Below are 18,821 nucleotides of genomic sequence, written 5' to 3'. Positions count from 1 at the left end.
GTTATCCATAACCCTCCTTATCCACATTTATAAATGCGTCAGCAATAAGCCATACACCGCGGGATGAAAATGAATAAGCTGCGTGTCTATACGTTTTGTGTTCGCATACGCAAGCAACTCCTCAGATGGAATACGTTCATGGAGCGGTGGTCCCATCTCGCTTTCGGCAGCTTCCCAGTCAATCAAAAGAAATTTTCCATTTGGCTTCATGATTCGCTTTATTTCATCAAATGCTGCGTCCCACTCGGCAATTTCGTGAAAAACAAACGCCATTATTCCTTTATCAATGAAATGAGGAGGTAGAGGGGTTGCCGTCACATCACTAACGATATATTCAATGTTTGCAACTTTTTCTTTTTCCGCATGCCCCTTCAACAGTTCAAGCATTTCAGGTTGCACGTCGATTGCATAGACAATTTCCTTCGTCGTTTTGGCTAATGGTACAGTGAAGTAACCATTACCTGCACCTAAATCTGCAACAATATCACGCTCGTCCATTTGCAATAAAGAAAGAACTTGCTGAGGGGAAATTAGTTCTTTCCTTTTTGGATCTAACAGCCTTCCTGCTTTTTCTGGATTAAATCGATGTCCTGCCATTTCTATCCTCACCTTTCTTCATCTATTTCTAACGTGAGCTGTTTTTACGACTACTTCACATCATCTTTATATACCTGTGTATGTATTTTACTACATACATCACAGCTTATGCAAAAAAATTCACCGCCCAATATACAGGCGGTGAGAGAATAACTTTATTCTACTTGCTCGTCTTTTAATCCTGCCCAAAAAGCGGCTACGACTGATAAAGCAACAACAAGAAGCGGGGCATACATGATTAAAAATGTTTGCATGGCGAAATCCTCCTTATATTTGTCCTTTGACATATTTTTTATCAAATAAAAACAATTTCAACAGCAAAACAAGCGATGGAATAAGTAAGAACAATCCAGCAATAAACGCAATGACTAATGCAGTTGCCATCGTTTTATTTGTAAAGCTGTCATAAATCGTTAAATACGGGTACAACAAATACGGATAATGTGAAATACCGTATGCATAAAACGCAAATGCATATTGCAACACTAAGCTAATAAACGACCACCCGAAATAACGCTTTTTGACAAGCAAGTAAAGCGAAACAAGGAAAAAGAAAAACGAAACAACAAACATCCATGATACATCCATCATTTTCGTATAATGTTCCACATTATGATGGTTTAATTGATAAGTAATAACTAATGCTGATAAAATGGTCGGCCCACTCCAAACGAGCGCATATTTTCGCAGCAACTCACGCGCACGTTCATCCCCAGCAGCATTGGCATAATACGTTAAAAAGTTCGCCGAAATATATAACACGCTCGTCAAGCTAAGCAGCACAACGCTCCATGTGAACGGGCTGACGAATAGCTGCTTATATAATAGCGTCGGCTCTCCATCGTTTATCCGTACAAATCCACCTTCTGAAATCGTGAAAACAATCGAAAGCGATGCTGGAATGAACACCCCTGTCATTCCGTATAAAAACATGTACCATTTATTATCCTTTATCCCATACGTACTAAATGCATAATACGAACCGCGAATGGCCAATAAAATAATCGAAATGCTCGCTGGAACTAACAAAATCGTTCCATAATAATACGCCGTTTTCGGGAAAAACCCGACCATGCCGACGAAAAAGAAGACGAGAAAGACGTTCGTCACTTCCCATACCGGCGACAAATATCGCTGAATAATTTGATGAATGACATGTTTTTTGTTCGCAAGTTCACTATAAGCACTAAAAAATCCCGCACCAAAATCAATCGACGCAACGATAATGTAGCCGAATAAAAATAGCCATAGTACCGAAATCCCTACTATTTCTAATGTCATGAGGAAACCCCTCCTTGATTGAGCGCACGTTCTTCTAGTTCTCGCTCCACTGGATTGTTGCGGAACATTTTCGTTAATACAACGACGCTAGCAACCCCCAACACGAGATAAAGGAGCGAGAATATAACGAGCAACGTATCGACATGGGCTGATTTCGTTGCCGCTTCCGCCGTTTTCATATATCCGCGCAAAATCCACGGCTGTCTTCCTACTTCTGTAAAATACCAACCAATTTCAATCGCAAGCATTGCTAGCGGACCCGACAACACTAGTTGCCACAAAAATGGTTTTTTCAGCGGAAATGCGAGCCCCTTTTTCATTCCTGCCCAATATAAAGTAGCCATTACTGTCAACCAAACACCGATAAGTACCATTAAGTCAAACAAATAGTGAATATATAATGGCGGCTGCTCCTCTTTCGGAATATCATTTAACCCTGTGACTTCGGCGCTTGGTAGATTATGCGCCAAAATACTAAGGGCAGACGGTATTTTAATCGCGTTTTTTACTTCCTTTTTTTCGTCTAATGTCCCGAACAAGACAAGAGGGGCATGTGTGCTCGTTTCAAAATGCCATTCGGCAGCAGCTAGTTTTTCTGGTTGATATTTCGCTAAAAATTTCCCCGATAAATCTCCGACAACAATCGTCGCAAGCGAGAAAATAAGCGCTGCTTTTACTGTCAAATGAAGCGCCTTTTTATGGTATGGATGGCGATTTCCTTTCAATAAATGAAAAGCAGCAATCGACGCCAATACAAACGCTGAAGTCATGTATGCTGTCGTTAAGACGTGCGCCACTTTTGTCGGCATCGCTGGTGTAAACATCGCGACAAGCGGCTGAATATTCGTAATCACGCCATTTTTCCATTCAAACCCTTGCGGTGTATTCATAAATGCGTTGACGATGGTAATAAAGAGTGCAGAAGCGGATGAACCGATCGCTACCGGAATCAACAATAAAAAGTGCTTCTTCTGATCGTTAAACCGATCCCACGTATATAAGTAAATCCCTAAAAAAATCGCCTCGAAAAAGAACGCGAACGTTTCCATAAATAATGGAAGGCTAATGACTTGCCCAGCTAAATTCATAAAATTCGGCCACAATAACGATAACTGCAATCCAATGGCTGTCCCGGTCACTACTCCGACCGCTACCGTAATGACGAATCCGCGTGTCCACCGTCGCGCTAATAAAATGTAATGCTCGTCGTTTTTACGAATTCCTACCCATTGCGCAATCGCAATCATAAGCGGAACGCCAACGCCGATCGTTGCGTAAATAATGTGAAACGTCAGCGTCAACTCTGTCAATATTCGGCTAAATAACACCGGATTATACATATAACTTCCTCCTTCACGAAAACAATCTTCCTATTATTGATAACAACATAATTGAGGCAACGACAAAACTAAGCACAACTAATCGTTTTTCGTGCGTTTTCCACATGACACTTCTCCCTTCTCCATCGCGCACGTTATTATTATTATCCCTGTATTTATATTGTAAAAATACTGCAGCTAGCATTATATAAGGAATCTCCCCTATATCCCGAGAAACGTTGAACTTTTTGTGACGAAACTCCGATTGTGATAAACTTCACATTCAATTATTATACTTCTTAAACATACCGAAAACCGTAGCGCGACACAATGACAAAACCGTGACGTTTTTTTGTCGGTTTTATGACAAAAGTGGCTAAATCGCCACTTTTACAACAAGCCAATCAATCCATTTTTAATAGCATACGTCACCAAATCGTGTTTATCTCGTAAAGCAAGTTTTTGCATAATATTTGCTTTATGATTTTCAACCGTTTTCGGGCTAATTTTTAATTGTTGAGCAATTTGCATATTTGTGTATCCTAGCGATGTGAGTCGTACAATTTCTTGCTCCCTTTTTGTTAAAATAGAAGCCCCTCGTTCTTTTGAAACTCGTTTTAATTGTTCCATCGGTATTTTCGTTTGATATACTCGTTCACCTTTAGCAACACGCTTCATCGTTTCATACAATTCGTTCGCCTGACTATTTTTTAATAAGTATCCATGTATTCCACATTCCCACGCTCTTTTTACATATATTTCTTCGTCGTGCATAGTAAGCAAAATAATTTTCGTTTGTTTCACTTCTTCCAAAATTGTTTTCGAAGCTGTAAATCCGTCTAATCCATCCGGCATCGATAAATCCATCAAAATAATGTCAGGAATGTGTTTAATCGCTAACGTAATAGCTTCCGCCCCATCACTCGCCTCAGCAACAACATTAACTTCCGGAAATTCTTCCAACAACAACCGTATTCCTTTTCGAATAAGAACATGGTCATCCACGATGATAACGTTCATCTTCCTCCTCCTCTATCGGCACGTGAATTTCAATAATCGTTCCTTCCCCAATCGTCGACTGAATATTAATCATGCCGTTTAGTTGCGAAATCCGCTCTCGTATATGTTTTAGGCCTAACCCTTCCTTCTTCTCCTCTACAGAAAAACCAACTCCGTTATCTGCGATATAAATATATAGCCATTGCGTGCGTTTTTCGACTCGAATAACGACATGTGTCGCCTTCGAATATTTCATTATGTTGTGCAACGCTTCTTGTACAACACGGTATAAATTAATTTCTAACGTGGGTGATAGACGCATTTCGAAGTTTGCAGAAAACACAAAAGTCGTAGTTGGCATTTTCGTTTGAACCGACTGCACAAGCGATTCAATTGTCGGCACAAGTCCTAATTCATCTATACTTTTGGGACGAAGCTGCTGTGAATAAGATTTCACATCCTCCATTACTTTCCCTAATTCTTTTCGAACTTCATTAATATATTCATGTAGTTTTTGGTCATGAACTCGTTGAATAATGTTATCCAATGCAATCGCAATACTATATAAAGATTGTCCTACACCGTCATGAAGCTCTTGAGCAAGCCGTTTATGCTCCATCTCCTTTGCTTCTGTTAGTTGTTTTACCATTAATTTTGAAATTCTTGCCTCTTCCTCTTTCTTTTTAATCGTTTGGTCACGCAGCACGAGCAAATAATATTTTTCTTGTGTCACTTCATCTTCTAAAATAAGTGCTGTGCTCATCTCTACATCAATCATCGTTCCATGATACGTCGGCATTTCCGATAAAAAATAAGGTACTTCTTCTGTTGCGATTAAGTAGCACCGTTCCTCCCCCTCTTTTACTTCTCGTTGTTCACAAAAAGAGCAATAAGGTACTTTTCCACCAATATTCCATCCTGTTAGCCTACGCGCCGCAGGATTCATTTCAATAATCTCTCTTCTTTGATTCATCACAATAATGCCATCTTGTATATAATGAAAAATTTTATCTAAAAACTCTTGTTTACTTTTTTTCATATTCCACCTCTTCTATACCTGTATAGGTATATTATAACTAAAAAAGTGTGATTTATACAAAAATAAATCGGCTGTTGTTCAGCCGATTCATCGAAATGAAAATCATTATTTCACTACAGGTAGCTTTTCTTTTGTCCAAGCTAAATATCCACCTTTAACGTTTAGAACCTCCGTGTACCCGTTCGCTTGTAGCAAGCTAGCAGCTATAGCAGAGCGAGCTCCTGAACGACATTGCACAACATATGTTTTCCCTTTTGGAAGTTCATGAAGTCGGTCTAATAACGTCCCTAGCATGATATGATGAGCTGATTCGATTCTTCCTTCTTCCCATTCTGCTTGATTGCGCACATCAATAAGGTAGTAGTCGTCCTCGCTTAGTAGTTGTTTCAGTTGGTGAACATCGATTTCTTCGTATCGCTCGTCCATTGCTTCACCTGCCAACAGAACGGATGGCTCAATCACCGCAACCACACGATCAAATCCAATGGATGCTAACGATTTACGAATACTTTCTATTTCTTTTTCTTCTGCAATAAGAACAATATCTTGGTCATAACGGAGAAGCCAGCCTGCCCATGTAGTAAACGACTTGTTAAACGGTATGTTAATCGAGCCTTTATAATGGCCTTTTGCAAATTGCGCAGACGGACGCACATCCAATAATACGGCTCCTTTGTACTGCTCTAACGTCCTGACACTCGCTAACACTGGAACCGGCTCATTATTTACATACGCAGGGCCAATTTTATTTATTTTTTTCATCATCGCAAAATATTTTGGTGGTTCAGGCTGACCAGCAAGTAACGCACTGACAAACTCCTCTTCATTTTCTATTTGTAACGCCCAGTTTGTCATTTTTTCATACCCAATCGTGGAAACCGGAACGGCTCCAAGTGCTTTCCCGCATGCGCTTCCTGCCCCGTGAGCAGGCCATACTTGTAAATAATCTGGAAGTTCTTTGAATTTTTTCAATGATTGAAACATTTGTCTGGCGCCACTATCTGCTGTTCCTACAACCCCTGCGGCTTTTTCCAATAAATCTGGGCGACCGATATCCCCAACAAATACAAAGTCCCCTGTAAAAATGCCCATTGGCTTTGTCGCCCCTCCTCCTTTATCCGTTAAAATGAACGATATACTCTCTGGAGTATGACCAGGTGTATGAATAACCTTAAATTCGACATTTCCAACCGAAAAGACGCTACCTTCTTTTACAAGGACGTAGTTTACTTCATCTAAATATTGATATTTCCAATTTTCGTCCCCTTCATCTGATAAATAAAGAGTTGCCCCACATCGTTTTGCTAATTCTTTCGCCCCAGAAACGAAATCAGCATGAATGTGTGTTTCGGTTGCGGCAGTAATTGTCAATCCTTCCTTTTCTGCTGTACGAATATACGGTTCGATATCTCTAGCCGGGTCAATCACAATTGCTTCACCTGTACGTTGGCAACCAACTAAATAAGACATATGAGCAAGTTGCTCATCAAAGAAAGAACGAAATAACATCATTCATTCTCCTTTCATTTTTTTATTAGCTACTTCTAATAATGTTTCTATATACTTAATCCCTTGTTGAACAAGTGGGTTTTTCAACAGCCGATACATCCGTAATAACGAAAAATGGCTATCTTGTTTTCCTTGTTGAAAGCGCTCGTTTGTTTCTTTTAAAATAGTTATTCCTTTCTCAATTGGGAGAAGATCGTTAATTCCTTTCCACGTATATGCTATCGAATCACTATCTGTCACTACATTCTCAATAAACATAACAACATCTTCTATTTTTTGTAACAACCGAGTAATAGTCGGCAACATTTGTACTATAGTTATTAATGATTCTATATGCTCCTTCGTGATAGATAGTTGTTCTAATTTTCTTTCTGCTTCATTTACCATGCGCTGTAAAGATTCACGATCTTGAGCAACACTTGCCACAAACGCCATTTGATTTTCCAGCGACTGAATGACAGCCACAAGTTCCGGTAATCTTTGCACAAGATAGTGAAGTGACTCCAGCTGTTCTTGTTGTTCGAGCTGTTCTAATACCATTTCTATTCGTGAATTTTTGAGTGAAGCCATCCCTCTCCCTCCTTCCTACATAAGACCTTTTAACATCCCATTCCAATACATAATAGGCAACAAATGCTTTTTCATAATGTACATGCTCGTTCTTTCTTTAGATTGATCAATCGGGAAAGATTCTTTCGGATTTTTGTCGTAGTCAAATTCCGCAAGCACAAGTTTGTTATACCCTGTCACTAATGGACATGATGTATATCCATCATATTTCGCTTTCATTTCTTTTCCATTCATTAAGGAAAGCAAGTTTTCTGCTACTACTGGTGCCTGTTTGCGAATTGCCGCTCCTGTTTTTGAGGTTGGTAAATTCGTGCAATCTCCCGCGCCAAAAATATTACCGTATTTTTTATGTCTTAACGTATATTTATCTACATCTACCCACCCATCTTGGTCTGCAATTGGGCTTTTTGCTACAAATTCATGCGGTCCCATTGGTGGGGTCACGTGAATCATATCATAGTGAAGGGGAAACGTTTCATTCGTATCTAAATGTTGGAATATCGCCTGTTTACGCTCTCCATCAATCCCGATTAATTCTACACGATATTTCGTTTCAATTCCTTTTCGCTCAATGACTTTTTCTAATGTATCCGCATACCGTTTTACGGCAAAAATATTCGGAAGACCAGATGCAAAAATGATGTTCGTTTTGTCGCGAACGCCTGATTGTCTAAAATAGTCATCTGCTAAATACATAATTTTTTGCGGCGCTCCCCCACACTTCACTGGTGTACTTGGCTGTGTAAAAATAGCCGTCCCGCCATTAAATTTTCGGATGTTCTCCCACGTACTTTGCACATAATCATACGAATAGTTGCTACACACCCCGTTTTTGCCGATTGTTTCTTTTAGTCCTTTGATTTTATCCCAGTAAATTTGGACACCTGTTGCTACGACTAAATAATCGTATTGAATTTCCGTCCCTTCTTTTGTCAACAGCTTATTTTCTTCCGGAACGAACGTTTGAACCGCTTCTTTCAGCCATCGTACTCCTTCTGGGATTAACGATTTCTGCTCTCTAACGGAATCTTCTACCTCAGCAGCGCCACCACCTACTAATGTCCATAGCGGCTGATAGTAGTGTTTATCGGATGGATCGATAATGACGACATTATTTTTCAAAAAAGGTGCTTTTCGAACTAATCGAGCCGCAATAGAAAGGCCTGCTGATCCAGCCCCGACAATCGCTACGGTTGTTTTATCACTAAACATCGAAATACCCCCTTTTGTATTCGCTTACATTTTTAAGTCGAAAGCTTATCTTTATTATATTTCAATCATTAATAACATACCTATAGGGGAATCCCCTTATATTAAAAAAACTGCCCTATAAAAGGACAGCGAAAAAGTAAACGCCAAACATACAAAGGACAACTAGCATAAGAGCGGATAGAAATAAAATAAGCGGTCGAGAAGTGCGAAATGTTTGTTCGTTAATTTGTTTTGCTTTTTGAAAATAGCCTATGGTGGAAAATACAATCGTGCTTATCCCCGCTAGGACGGAAAGCGCTCCAATCTCTCTTACCGTAGCATTAGACAAAGAATGAACCGATGATTTGATATGTAAATTAATGATTAAAAAACCAATACCTGTAATCGCAATCGCTGTCCGAATCCACGCCAAATACGTCCGCTCGTTTGCGAGATGTTGCTGAATATATTTCGAGTCTTCCGTCACCTGCTTTTGCTTCTCCATTACACTTCCTCCTTCCATCAACATCATATCACTTTTCCTTTTCAAAGCGTAAAAATTTATCACTTCCTATTGACAGAATATTTTTGATTGTTATAATGTTTAACATATAATGTTAGAAAATCTAACAAACGAGCGGGTGAAGGAAAAATGAAAAAAATCGAGGCGATTATCCGGCCAGAGAAATTAACGGAGACGATTAAAGGACTAAAGCAAATTGGCGTCACTGGTTTTACCGTTTCGCAAGTCGTCGGTAGAGGAAAACAAAAAGATACGCAAGGAGTGTATCGCGGCAAAAACTATAAAGTCACCTTGCATCCAAAAGTCAAGCTCGAAATCATCCTTTCGGATTACATGGTAGAGCGAACGATTCAAACGATTGTCATTGCCGCGCAAACAGGTGAAGAAGGCGATGGGAAAATTTTTGTTTATCCGATCTTAGAAGCTTACAACATTCGCACCGGAACACTTGATTACGATATTGACGATTTAGCCAATCAACAGGAGGGACGTTCATGATCACATATGTCAACACAATCTGGGTTGTTCTCGCAGCAGCGATGGTGTTATTTATGGAAGGCGGGTTTAGCTTATTGGAAGCAGGGCTCGTTCGGACAAAAAATGCGGTAAACGTGACGATGAAAATTTTTGTTGACTTAACGATTGGAGCCCTTGCATTTTGGCTCATCGGTTTTGGTATGATGTTCGGAAAAGATGCCTTTGGCTTTATCGGCACTAATTTGTTTGGGGCGCCAGAACATATTTCTCTTTCCCTCAAATTGCCGAGCGCTGCTTTTGTTTTATTCCAAATCGGATTTGCGGTCGCCTGCATTTCGATTATTTCTGGCGCTGTGGCAGAACGCATGAGTTTTAAAGCATATATCGTGACCGCTGCGCTCATCTGCACCATCGTCTATCCGTTGTCCGGCCACTGGATTTGGAATAGCGATGGATGGTTAGCGAAATTAGGCATGAAAGATTTTGCTGGCTCTGCAGCCATTCACGCGGTCGGTGGCTTCGCTGCTTTCGCGATGGCTAAGTTGCTAGGTCCCCGCAAAGGTCGGTTCAATTCTGACGGCAGTGTCAACGTCTTTGCGCCAAGCAACATTCCGCTTGCATCTGCCGGGGCATTTATTTTATGGTTCGGCTGGTTCGCCTTTAACGCTGGGAGTACGTTAGACGCCGCAAATACGTCGCTTGCTTCCATTGCACTTAATACAATGTTAGCTGGAGCAAGCGGGGGAACAACCGCACTCTTTTTAACGATGAAAAAATTCGGCAAAGCCGACCCAAGTATGACGATTAACGGTGTGTTGTCAGGGCTCGTCGCCATTACAGCGGGCTGCGCGTTCGTTTCGCAATGGAGCGCTATTGTCATTGGAGCGATGAGCGGAATCATCGTCATTTACGCGACGCTACTCGTTGATTCGGTCAAGGTGGACGATCCGGTTGGGGCGGTAGCCGTGCATGGGTTTAATGGCATATTTGGTACAATTGCAGTCGGATTATTTGATACAACGGAAGGCCTTTTGACCACCGGCCATGTTTCGCTCTTCCTTGTTCAGTTATTAGGAGCAGCGGTTGTCATCGTTTGGGGAGTGCTCGGGGGGACATTGATGGCGAAAGTTTGCGAAAAAACAGTTGGATTGCGAGCAACAGAACGCGAGGAAGAAGAAGGGTTGGACATGGCTTATCATGGGATTCCAGCCTACAATGAACTAGAGCGTTTTACCGATCTTCCTACCGGCTTATATGACTTTGAAGAAACGACTGGTATCGTCGTCGCTCCGGCAGGAAATAAAAAAGCGCTCGGCTAAAAGAAGGGGCCATTTAAAAGGCCCCTTTATATATACTTCCGGTGCACCGTTTTTCCGTCATACGTAAACAACACCGGTTTATTTTCCATCATTGTTTCCATATGCACCGTACGCCCCCATAGCTGATAAATATACGGAAGCACTTTTTCTAAATATTTAATGTCGAGTTCAATCCCTTCATACCAATGTTTTAAATAAAGCTCCCCGTTTCGCATATAATCGCCGTCGTTTACTGTAATATATGGGAATCCACCGTTGACACGCATGCTTACTAGCTGATCGCGCACATTTTCCCAATTTTTATCGACAATTTTATAGTCTTTTCCTTGCTTTTGAAACAAATACATATCTTCGCGCATCACAAGCTCTTTCGTTAAATAATTGCGAAGGAAAGAAATATCCGAATCTAATTCACGCACTTCAAAAATTTTTTCTCTTCCCGATCCAGGCTTCACTCCTCTTCGTTTCATCTCTTCTGTCGGATTGTTCCACCGTTCTTCAATGTCTTCAAAAATTTTTAGCCCTAGATAATATGGATTAATGCTCGTTCGTGACGGCTGCACAACCCCTGCATTCAATTTGGCGAACTCAATCGCCTCATCGCTCGTTAAATCCATCTCTCGCAAAATGCGCTGATGCCAATACGACGCCCAGCCTTCGTTCATAATTTTTGTTTCAAGCTGCGGCCAAAAATACAGCATTTCTTCGCGCATCATCGTCATAATATCCCGCTGCCAATCATCGAGTTCACGGCTATATTCCTCAATAAACAAAAGAACATCTTTTTCCGGCTGCGGCGGAAACTTCCTGCGTTTTTTGCGCTGTTGCTTTTGCTGTTTGTTCTTTTTATCCAGTAACCATAAATCGTCATACGGACTTGGTTTCGCTTGTTCTTCTTCCTCATACACTTCCGTATCCTCAAGCGTCCACGATAGCTTCGGTCGTAAAAGCGACGGGTCAATATGTTCTTGAATCGCTAAAACGGCATCTAAAAATTTTTCCACTTCCAATTTTCCGTATTGATGCTCGTACTGCTTAATCCGTTCCGCTGTCGCTGCCATACTTTCGACCATATCGCGCTTTGTATTACTGAAGCGAACGTTGTTTTTGAAAAAATCACTATGCGCCAATACGTGAGCGACAATTAATTTATTTTGAATAAGCGAATTGGAGTCTAACAAAAAGGCATAGCACGGGTCGGAGTTAATCACTAGTTCATAAATTTTGCTTAGTCCTAAATCGTAATGAAGCTTCATTTTATAAAACTGTTTGCCGAAACTCCAATGAGAAAAGCGCGTCGGCATTCCGTACGCTCCAAATGTATAAATAATATCGGCCGGACAAATTTCATAACGCATCGGATAAAAATCTAGCCCAAACCCTTCCGCAATTTCCGTAATTTCTGCAATCGCCCGCTCTAACGCCTTCAACTCCTCCTGTTTCATTCGCATTCCCCCCTTTACCTCAATGTATGAACAAGATGGGGAATTGATACGAAAAAAAACACCACAAAAATGTGGTGCTTAATGTTCTTGCAAGCTCGAAACCGCTACTCGTTGTTTGTTATTTGGTGCGTGTAACGGATGAATTAAAGCAGTGCCGCTTTGTTCATCTACTTGTTCAATATAAATGCGCTCCCCGTTGTACGTCACATTTGCCATAATCGGAGAAGCAGCAATTTCTTGTGCTCGTTGAGTGTTCATGAGTACACCTGCCTTTTTTTGATGATGACGTTCATAATATTTGTCATGCTTCACTAAAATATACGCATGGCGAATCAATGAACATGCCATCCTAAAAAGGGAGGTGATATTTTGACACAATCAAAACGGCAAAAAGAACGGCAATGGACAGTACGCAAACAGGCACAAAACCCACCGCACGAAAAAGCAAAGTCATTTGAACAGCTAGGCAAAGAAGAAAAATAACTGTTATTATCCCGCTTACCGTTCGTCGGAGCGGGTTTTTTACAGCACCGCTTCCTTTACTTCGCTCCGTCGTTTATAATAAATAACGATGAACAATAAAGTGCGGTGATTGAATGGAACAACATTTGCATCATTTTATTGAACACTTTGGCTATATCGGTATTATGATTGCTTTAGCTGGAGGAATTATCGGCCTCCCGGTGCCCGATGAAGTGCTATTAACATATGTTGGATATAATGTGTCAACTGGCATGATGTCCTACCCCCTCACCTTAACATGTAGTTTCGCGGGAGCGTTACTAGGCATTACGATTAGCTACTATTTAGGTATCCGGCTAGGCTCACCTTTTTTGCATAAATTCGGCCCAAAACTGCATATTACCGAAAAACGAATCGAACAAGCAAAAGTGCTTTTTACAAAAATGGGACCGTTTGTCTTATTTATTGGCTACTTTATTCCAGGTATCCGCCACGTCTCCGCTTTTCTTGCGGGAATTAACGAATACCGCTTTAAAAAATTTGCTATATTTGCCTACACCGGCGCCTTTTTTTGGGTTTTTACGTTCATCACATTAGGAAGGACATTAGGGAGAGATTGGAAAATGGTGAAACAATACGCAGAGCATTACAGCAGTTACCTAATCCCATTACTTGTCGTCGTCGCTATCATCAGTTTCTTTTTTTATTTAAAAAATAAAAAAGCCCTTCCTAATAAATAAGCACCGTTTTTATGAAAAACGGTGCTTATTTATTTAAGAAGGCAGTTCTGTTTTTTGATACGTTTCCGTCAAAATGCCCATAAACGTACCAAAACCGAACATAACCATAGAAGCCCCCATAATTCCTAAGCTAACAATCGTTAAGAAAAAGTCCCGATTGTAAGCGCTTGCGATAAAACTTAACAAAAATAACGAAAACCCGACAATCAATCCAACAGAGGCAATCATTTTACACATTTGTGTAATTTCTTTTCCATCATTTCTCATCGTTATCATCCCCTTTCTTTAAAGATAATATTTTTGTCACAAAATTGCAATATTTTCATCCGCACATTTTCTTTATTTTCAGTTATAATTTATTTTTTGGCTCATTACGAAACATTTACAGGGCAAAAAAATAAAGTTCTCGTCACACACTAACAGTAGCTCCTCAACGAAGGAGGCAAGCACATGAATACAATCGATTATGATAAAGCATTATATTACACGCACCGCTCAGAATGGGACAATCTGCTCATTTTAATGGTGCGCACGAAAGATGATTTGCTTTCGAAAAAAATCGAACATTTTCTGCACGCCTATAACTTTGAACACGACTATTCTGTCATTCAAAAACGTCTGACCGCACTTTTGCGCTACATCGACCATGCATTAGAAACAAACGAACAAAACGAAGCAACAACACAATATGCCTATTATTAACAAAAAGGAAGGGAGCTCCCTTCCTTTTACGATGCTTCGGATATGTTTGACTTGTTTACAACGGCGGCAAGTTTTAATACGATCCATAACGCCAAAAATAACAACCCGCTCAATATCGAATACGGAATAAGAATATGTCCTGTCGACACCAAACCCGTAAATGCACTTAGTAATAAAAAGCGAATCATAAACCCTATTGCACGAAACAAGCTGTCCACTCTTCCTATTTTATCGTTTGGAACAACCGCCATCATAAGCGAACTACGCGCAACTCTCGCCCCAGCGTTTCCAAAGGCGGTAAAGATGACAAACATATAAAAGAGAAACGGTTCATCCAACACCAAAAACATCGTTACCCCAAACGCATAAATTCCAACATTCAGCACAATGGTAGCCGTTGCTCCCATTCGCTTTACGAAAAACGGTACAATTGCCCCTGCTAAGGCTGCTCCGATTCCGTATACCATACTTTGGATTCCGTAAACCGAGCTATCTTTTTGCAATATATCGGCAATATAAATTGGATGCAAATAATTCGTCATCATCACCCCAATGAAGGGCATAAACGAAGCGAGAAAAAACCAAAATAATGCCGGATGTTTTTGCATGTAGCGATATCCTTCCGTTAATTTGTTCCAAAAGGAAGCGGTTGTCGTCACTTGCCGCGTACGACGATACGAGATGAGCGATAAACAGAAAAACGCCACTAAATATGTGGAGGCATCTAGCCATAGTAGCCAATGAAACGGCACCTTTCCTATCATCACACTAGCCAAGCCACCAGAAACAACAGTGGCTAATTGTCCTTGGATTTCCGTCATGCCGTTCACCGCTTCGTATTGCTCTCGTTCAAATATTTCTTGTGTAAAGGCAAACATCGTCGGATAAAAAAGAAAATAATACAAAGAACCACTCGCAAATAATACTGCCAACTGCCACGGGTAGTATTCGTTTCCGCTCGTTCCAATGAGTGCAAACAAACTGACAATGATGCCCCCCGATGCTTCACCAACAAGCAGTAGCGTTTTGCGCGACACCCGATCAATCCACATTCCGACAGTTGGTGTAAGCAAAAACATAATGACGGTCAATGTCGTTGTAATTATGCCAAACGTCGTTTCTCCGCCATGTTTTTGCACGAATAACCAAGGAATGGCAATCATCGTCATGCCTGTTCCGATAGACGATAACGTATTCGCCGCCAGTAAATAATGTAAGCGACGATCACGAAACAGACTATTCATCTGCCAACTCCAAATATCGCGTGGCCTTCATGTACCGGCGTAACTCGAAAAGAAGAACAGCTACTTGTTCAGCTGCTGCCATTGTTAATCTCCCTTCCTGAAAAGCGGATGGATCTAACACGAGCTGACGCGGAATGGCATTGGCATACAATCCACGCATCACGGTGCGCATATTATTTAAAGCATTGATCCCACCTTTTCCTCCCCCTGCTACCGCGATTAACGCCACTGGTTTATCAGCACACTCGTCGCTTCCTAAAAAATCGAGTGCATTTTTTAACGCTCCACTCATCGCGTTATGATACTCTGGGGAACAAAGGATGATCCCGTCTGCCTCCTTCATTAGCTGACATATCTTTTTGACAAGCGGCAACTCCATTTGTCCTTCTTCTCCGTTATAAAGCGGTAAGATGTCTTCACTGATGTCAAATAACACTGCCCCATATCGTTCTGCAATATACTTCGCAACAATCCTTGTTCGTCCATATTTGCGCGGACTTCCGTTTACAACAACTAAATTCATCGTTTGCTCTCCTCCGTTTCTACTAACAATGTAACCCGCGCAAACGTCAAATTCATCGGCAAGAAAACGGATTTTCCGCTCCATCGATCGTCGCAACAAAACGTACGACTAAAGTCCGAGATGCTTAACCGCATATAATGCAGCTTGTGTTCGGTCTGTCACGTTCAGCTTTGCTAAAATATTCGACACGTGCGTTTTCACCGTTTTTTCTGTAATCATTAACGTTGCTGCAATTTCTTTATTGCTTTTTCCTTTCGCAATCTCTGCCAATACTTCTTTTTCTCGTTTCGTTAGTTCTTCAACAAGTCGCCCTTCTTTTTGCTCCACGTGCGATACGTGCGTAATCATATGCGCAGTCGCTTTCGGATGAAGACGGTGTTCGCCTTGATAGATAGAGCGGAGCACTTCTACGAGTTGATCTGGCTCAATATCCTTAAGCTGGTAGCCGGATGCGCCAGCACGAATCGCTGGGATGACATAATCTTCATCGGAAAAACTCGTTAAAATAAGTACTTTCGTCTGCGGCGATAGTTCTTTAATTTTTCTCGTTGCCTCTATTCCATCCATCCCCGGCATGACAAGATCCATCATCACTACGTCCGGACAATGTTCTGCTACAAGCCGGACAGCTTCTTCTCCATTTGCTGCTTCCCCGACAACGATAATGTCTTTTTGCGTTTTTAAAAAAAACAATAGTCCCCGACGCACGATATGATGATCATCAACAATTAACACTTTAATCACTCATTTCTCCCCTTTTCCAATGGGATACGTATCGTTATTCTCGTTCCTTTCCCGATTTCACTTTGTAGCAAAAACGTACCGTTTACTGCTTCTGCTCGCTCCTTCATACTTTTTAACCCAAAGGAGAGCGTTTCTTCCCCTGTATAATGAAACCCACAACCTTTATCAATCATTTCCATACGTACTTGCTCTCGCTCGACGAAAAGCAAAATCAAAACGTCGGAAACACCGGCATGTTTTTTGCAATTATTTAACGCTTCTTGTCCAATGCGCCATAAACATTCCTCTATTTCGCTTGGTAAATGAAGCACCCCATGAAGTTGGACATTTACACAAAGCCCTAACATTTTGCCATAATTAATGAGAGCGCTTGCCACCCCATTTTCCAATCCTTGCGGACGTAGTTGCCAAATGAGCGCTCGCATTTGCTGGAGCGCTTCTTGTGCTAGTTGCTGGATGTCATTTAATGCTACTTGTAACGCCTCATCCACAGCTATTTCTTTTGCCCCACGGGCAGTGAGCGATAAGGAAAAAAGCAATTGACTGACCGAATCGTGTAAATCACGGGCAAGTCGGTTGCGCTCGGCCAACAAAGCGTGCTTTTTCTCGTTTTCTGCTAGTTTTATTCGCTTAATCGCAGTACCAATTTGATAAGCTACCGATTCTAACAGCGCTAATTCTTTATCCGAAAATGTATGTTTATGTGGCGAAGCGACGTTTAATAACCCGAACGTTTCTTCACCTGCTCGAAGCGGCACTGTCGCATGATGGGTAATTCCGTTCGTTTCCCCCCAATTCCCTGCAATCGCCTCTTCTAACCGCTTACATTCGATAATATTCACCGCGCGTTTTAATCTCCCATCATTATAGCGGCTTAAACACCAACAATCTCCTTCACACATCACTCTTTTCTCATCTTTTAGCAAAGCAGGCGGAAGTTCATAGTCAGCAATAAGCGAATAGCGCCCGTTTTCGACGAAAAAAATCCAGCCGCATTGCAATTTGGTCAAGTTCACTAGTTGCTTTAATACCGTATGAAGCATTGTTTGTAAATCATTTGCTTCATTTAGCGTTTCCGCTATCGTTTTTAATGTTTGTAGCTCTTCCATCTGCCCATTCCCGTTACAGAAAACTTATAAGACTTTATAAGAAACTTATAAAGATCTACGTTTCCTTCCTTGTTCATCGCACCCGATTTCGCCGAAGCTACTCTCGTTTCTTGCGGCGCTCCGAAGGCTTAAACTCCCCACTAACGGATGGGTACATATCCATGATCGCGTGTCGTGCTAAACCATGGACTTAGCGTAGTTTTTCAAGTTGATGCTTGCGTTCAAGTCGCGATCCATTTCCATTCCACATGCTTCGCAGCGATATGTTCGTTCAGATAAAGGCAGCTTCTCCTTCACATGACCGCAATTGCTACACATTTTGCTTGAAGGATAGAAACGATCGGCAACAACAAACTTGATTCCACGCCATGCACATTTGTACGTCATTTGTCTTTTGAACTCATGGAATGTTTGTTCTTGAATCGCTTTCGATAGCTTATTGTTTTTAAGCATTCCACTTGTATTTAAATGTTCCATCACAACATACGCTGGTTTGGCTTTCACCAATGTTGCCGTGATTTGGTGGGTATAATTTAATCGTATATTTTTCAGCCTTCTTCGCTTTTTCAGAACAAGGAGTTCTAGCTTCTTGATGTTTTTTGTTTTTCTGTAACGGTATTCCCCTCCTTTGGTTTGGATTTTATTCATTTCATACTTTCGCGACAGCTTTCTTTGCAGTTGCTTGATGCTTTTTTCCAACTTTTTCACTTTGGGCGTTTGGTTGATGTTTTTGAACGTCCTTCCATTGCTTACCGTTGCTAAGTTTTTTATGCCTAAATCGACACCCATGCCTTCAGTGTAGGCTTCATGCTTCCCTTCTCCTTCTTCTACACCGATCGTTAAAAACCAATGGAGTCCGTCAAATACGACTCTTGGGTTCGTATATTTCACATGCTTTCCATAAGGAATTTTTCCTCGTTCTGCGAGACGAATCCAATTCAGCTTTTGTTTGTTTTTCTTTCTGGATATCGTCAGTTTTTCTAGTTTCACATGGGTATGTGTGATTTTGATTTTTGTGGTATCTTGAT

Annotated in this window: 23 protein-coding genes; 5 read left to right on the top strand and 18 right to left on the bottom strand. The window is 41.1% G+C overall.

The features are described 5' to 3' along the window. Positions 1-27: 27 nt before the first annotated feature. The 10 genes from GGR02_RS12545 to GGR02_RS12505 form a co-directional block, all read right to left on the bottom strand. Positions 28-597 (bottom strand): class I SAM-dependent methyltransferase, encoded by a 570-nt coding sequence (locus GGR02_RS12545; RefSeq protein ID WP_183185371.1) that lies wholly within the window; start codon positions 595-597, stop codon positions 28-30. Positions 598-752: 155 nt separating this feature from the next. Then, a complete protein-coding gene (gene cydS, locus GGR02_RS17860) occupies positions 753-851 on the bottom strand; it encodes a cytochrome bd oxidase small subunit CydS (protein ID WP_373286633.1) in 99 nt (32 codons plus the stop codon). A 13-nt stretch (positions 852-864) separates the two neighbouring features. Continuing rightward, a complete protein-coding gene (locus tag GGR02_RS12540) occupies positions 865-1,878 on the bottom strand; it encodes a cytochrome d ubiquinol oxidase subunit II (protein ID WP_183185370.1) in 1,014 nt (337 codons plus the stop codon). After that, a complete protein-coding gene (locus tag GGR02_RS12535) occupies positions 1,875-3,218 on the bottom strand; it encodes a cytochrome ubiquinol oxidase subunit I (protein ID WP_183185369.1) in 1,344 nt (447 codons plus the stop codon). The genes GGR02_RS12540 and GGR02_RS12535 overlap by 4 nt, the downstream gene beginning before the upstream one ends. A gap of 369 nt (positions 3,219-3,587) precedes the next feature. Next, positions 3,588-4,217: a response regulator gene (locus GGR02_RS12530; protein ID WP_183185368.1), complete on the bottom strand. Its 630-nt coding sequence runs from the start codon at positions 4,215-4,217 to the stop codon at positions 3,588-3,590. Next, positions 4,195-5,235: a PAS domain-containing sensor histidine kinase gene (locus GGR02_RS12525; RefSeq protein ID WP_183185367.1), complete on the bottom strand. Its 1,041-nt coding sequence runs from the start codon at positions 5,233-5,235 to the stop codon at positions 4,195-4,197. Before GGR02_RS12525 ends, GGR02_RS12530 begins: the two co-directional genes overlap by 23 nt. 105 nt (positions 5,236-5,340) lie before the next feature. Continuing rightward, the gene (locus GGR02_RS12520; RefSeq protein WP_183185366.1) at positions 5,341-6,744 is read right to left on the bottom strand and encodes an MBL fold metallo-hydrolase; all 1,404 of its coding nucleotides are present in this window, start codon (positions 6,742-6,744) and stop codon (positions 5,341-5,343) included. 3 nt (positions 6,745-6,747) lie between these two features. After that, positions 6,748-7,314 carry a hypothetical protein gene (locus tag GGR02_RS12515; RefSeq protein WP_229706214.1) on the bottom strand — a complete coding sequence of 189 codons (567 nt, stop codon included), beginning with the start codon at positions 7,312-7,314 and terminating at the stop codon, positions 6,748-6,750. A gap of 15 nt (positions 7,315-7,329) precedes the next feature. Next, complete coding sequence (locus tag GGR02_RS12510; RefSeq protein ID WP_183185365.1) at positions 7,330-8,526, bottom strand: NAD(P)/FAD-dependent oxidoreductase; 1,197 nt, start codon at positions 8,524-8,526, stop codon at positions 7,330-7,332. Positions 8,527-8,641: 115 nt separating this feature from the next. Next, the gene (locus tag GGR02_RS12505) at positions 8,642-9,010 is read right to left on the bottom strand and encodes a YidH family protein (protein ID WP_183185364.1); all 369 of its coding nucleotides are present in this window, start codon (positions 9,008-9,010) and stop codon (positions 8,642-8,644) included. A 147-nt stretch (positions 9,011-9,157) separates the two neighbouring features. Between GGR02_RS12505 and GGR02_RS12500 the strand changes: the two genes are divergently transcribed. Beyond that, on the top strand, positions 9,158-9,526 hold the full coding sequence (locus GGR02_RS12500) for a P-II family nitrogen regulator (protein WP_183185363.1): 369 nt from the start codon (positions 9,158-9,160) through the stop codon (positions 9,524-9,526). Next, entirely contained in the window at positions 9,523-10,824 is a 1,302-nt protein-coding gene (locus tag GGR02_RS12495; RefSeq protein ID WP_183185361.1) for an ammonium transporter, read from the top strand. The genes GGR02_RS12500 and GGR02_RS12495 overlap by 4 nt, the downstream gene beginning before the upstream one ends. A 26-nt stretch (positions 10,825-10,850) precedes the next feature. Here the strand turns inward: GGR02_RS12495 and GGR02_RS12490 are convergent, their stop codons facing one another. Both GGR02_RS12490 and GGR02_RS12485 read right to left on the bottom strand, forming a co-directional pair. Then, a complete protein-coding gene (locus GGR02_RS12490; protein ID WP_183185359.1) occupies positions 10,851-12,269 on the bottom strand; it encodes a SpoVR family protein in 1,419 nt (472 codons plus the stop codon). Positions 12,270-12,347: 78 nt separating this feature from the next. Next, on the bottom strand, positions 12,348-12,527 hold the full coding sequence (locus GGR02_RS12485) for a small acid-soluble spore protein H (protein ID WP_183185422.1): 180 nt from the start codon (positions 12,525-12,527) through the stop codon (positions 12,348-12,350). A gap of 111 nt (positions 12,528-12,638) precedes the next feature. Here GGR02_RS12485 and GGR02_RS17310 point away from each other — a divergent pair, with 111 nt between their 5' ends. Continuing rightward, positions 12,639-12,752 (top strand): DUF6254 family protein, encoded by a 114-nt coding sequence (locus GGR02_RS17310; RefSeq protein WP_221210846.1) that lies wholly within the window; start codon positions 12,639-12,641, stop codon positions 12,750-12,752. Positions 12,753-12,865: 113 nt separating this feature from the next. Continuing rightward, positions 12,866-13,471 carry a DedA family protein gene (locus GGR02_RS12480; RefSeq protein WP_183185356.1) on the top strand — a complete coding sequence of 202 codons (606 nt, stop codon included), beginning with the start codon at positions 12,866-12,868 and terminating at the stop codon, positions 13,469-13,471. Positions 13,472-13,504: 33 nt separating this feature from the next. Here the strand turns inward: GGR02_RS12480 and GGR02_RS12475 are convergent, their stop codons facing one another. Beyond that, positions 13,505-13,738, bottom strand: coding sequence for an MFS transporter (locus GGR02_RS12475; RefSeq protein ID WP_373286632.1), 234 nt, complete (start codon positions 13,736-13,738; stop codon positions 13,505-13,507). A 183-nt stretch (positions 13,739-13,921) separates the two neighbouring features. Between GGR02_RS12475 and GGR02_RS12470 the strand changes: the two genes are divergently transcribed. Further along, a complete protein-coding gene (locus tag GGR02_RS12470) occupies positions 13,922-14,173 on the top strand; it encodes a YhdB family protein (RefSeq protein ID WP_183185352.1) in 252 nt (83 codons plus the stop codon). Between the two features lie 26 nt (positions 14,174-14,199). On the opposite strand, the gene GGR02_RS12465 is transcribed toward GGR02_RS12470, so the two are convergent. The 5 genes from GGR02_RS12465 to GGR02_RS12445 all read right to left on the bottom strand — a co-directional run. After that, positions 14,200-15,417: an MFS transporter gene (locus GGR02_RS12465; RefSeq protein WP_183185350.1), complete on the bottom strand. Its 1,218-nt coding sequence runs from the start codon at positions 15,415-15,417 to the stop codon at positions 14,200-14,202. Continuing rightward, a complete protein-coding gene (locus GGR02_RS12460) occupies positions 15,410-15,940 on the bottom strand; it encodes an NADPH-dependent FMN reductase (RefSeq protein WP_183185348.1) in 531 nt (176 codons plus the stop codon). Before GGR02_RS12460 ends, GGR02_RS12465 begins: the two co-directional genes overlap by 8 nt. Before the next feature lie 108 nt (positions 15,941-16,048). Beyond that, positions 16,049-16,684 (bottom strand): response regulator, encoded by a 636-nt coding sequence (locus GGR02_RS12455; RefSeq protein ID WP_306415782.1) that lies wholly within the window; start codon positions 16,682-16,684, stop codon positions 16,049-16,051. After that, entirely contained in the window at positions 16,681-17,793 is a 1,113-nt protein-coding gene (locus GGR02_RS12450; protein WP_183185346.1) for a GAF domain-containing sensor histidine kinase, read from the bottom strand. Before GGR02_RS12450 ends, GGR02_RS12455 begins: the two co-directional genes overlap by 4 nt. 177 nt (positions 17,794-17,970) lie before the next feature. Next, a partial coding sequence (locus GGR02_RS12445) for an RNA-guided endonuclease InsQ/TnpB family protein (RefSeq protein WP_183185344.1) occupies positions 17,971-18,821 on the bottom strand: 851 nt, incomplete at its 5' end.

Source organism: Anoxybacteroides voinovskiense, from assembly GCF_014196205.1.
GTDB lineage: Bacteria > Bacillota > Bacilli > Bacillales > Anoxybacillaceae > Anoxybacteroides > Anoxybacteroides voinovskiense.
Note: the sequence above shows the minus strand (reverse complement) of the source record. Positions and strands in the feature narration are given on the sequence as shown.

What these genes read in the sequence shown, in the direction of transcription:
- GGR02_RS12545 (WP_183185371.1), bottom strand. Translation starts at nt 597, where the DNA reads ATGGCAGGACATCGATTTAATCCAGAAAAAGCAGGAAGGCTGTTAGAT.
- cydS (WP_373286633.1), bottom strand. Translation starts at nt 851, where the DNA reads ATGCAAACATTTTTAATCATGTATGCCCCGCTTCTTGTTGTTGCTTTA.
- GGR02_RS12540 (WP_183185370.1), bottom strand. Translation starts at nt 1,878, where the DNA reads ATGACATTAGAAATAGTAGGGATTTCGGTACTATGGCTATTTTTATTC.
- GGR02_RS12535 (WP_183185369.1), bottom strand. Translation starts at nt 3,218, where the DNA reads ATGTATAATCCGGTGTTATTTAGCCGAATATTGACAGAGTTGACGCTG.
- GGR02_RS12530 (WP_183185368.1), bottom strand. Translation starts at nt 4,217, where the DNA reads ATGAACGTTATCATCGTGGATGACCATGTTCTTATTCGAAAAGGAATA.
- GGR02_RS12525 (WP_183185367.1), bottom strand. Translation starts at nt 5,235, where the DNA reads ATGAAAAAAAGTAAACAAGAGTTTTTAGATAAAATTTTTCATTATATA.
- GGR02_RS12520 (WP_183185366.1), bottom strand. Translation starts at nt 6,744, where the DNA reads ATGTTATTTCGTTCTTTCTTTGATGAGCAACTTGCTCATATGTCTTAT.
- GGR02_RS12515 (WP_229706214.1), bottom strand. Translation starts at nt 7,314, where the DNA reads ATGGCTTCACTCAAAAATTCACGAATAGAAATGGTATTAGAACAGCTC.
- GGR02_RS12510 (WP_183185365.1), bottom strand. Translation starts at nt 8,526, where the DNA reads ATGTTTAGTGATAAAACAACCGTAGCGATTGTCGGGGCTGGATCAGCA.
- GGR02_RS12505 (WP_183185364.1), bottom strand. Translation starts at nt 9,010, where the DNA reads ATGGAGAAGCAAAAGCAGGTGACGGAAGACTCGAAATATATTCAGCAA.
- GGR02_RS12500 (WP_183185363.1), top strand. Translation starts at nt 9,158, where the DNA reads ATGAAAAAAATCGAGGCGATTATCCGGCCAGAGAAATTAACGGAGACG.
- GGR02_RS12495 (WP_183185361.1), top strand. Translation starts at nt 9,523, where the DNA reads ATGATCACATATGTCAACACAATCTGGGTTGTTCTCGCAGCAGCGATG.
- GGR02_RS12490 (WP_183185359.1), bottom strand. Translation starts at nt 12,269, where the DNA reads ATGAAACAGGAGGAGTTGAAGGCGTTAGAGCGGGCGATTGCAGAAATT.
- GGR02_RS12485 (WP_183185422.1), bottom strand. Translation starts at nt 12,527, where the DNA reads ATGAACACTCAACGAGCACAAGAAATTGCTGCTTCTCCGATTATGGCA.
- GGR02_RS12480 (WP_183185356.1), top strand. Translation starts at nt 12,866, where the DNA reads ATGGAACAACATTTGCATCATTTTATTGAACACTTTGGCTATATCGGT.
- GGR02_RS12475 (WP_373286632.1), bottom strand. Translation starts at nt 13,738, where the DNA reads ATGAGAAATGATGGAAAAGAAATTACACAAATGTGTAAAATGATTGCC.
- GGR02_RS12470 (WP_183185352.1), top strand. Translation starts at nt 13,922, where the DNA reads ATGAATACAATCGATTATGATAAAGCATTATATTACACGCACCGCTCA.
- GGR02_RS12465 (WP_183185350.1), bottom strand. Translation starts at nt 15,417, where the DNA reads ATGAATAGTCTGTTTCGTGATCGTCGCTTACATTATTTACTGGCGGCG.
- GGR02_RS12460 (WP_183185348.1), bottom strand. Translation starts at nt 15,940, where the DNA reads ATGAATTTAGTTGTTGTAAACGGAAGTCCGCGCAAATATGGACGAACA.
- GGR02_RS12450 (WP_183185346.1), bottom strand. Translation starts at nt 17,793, where the DNA reads ATGGAAGAGCTACAAACATTAAAAACGATAGCGGAAACGCTAAATGAA.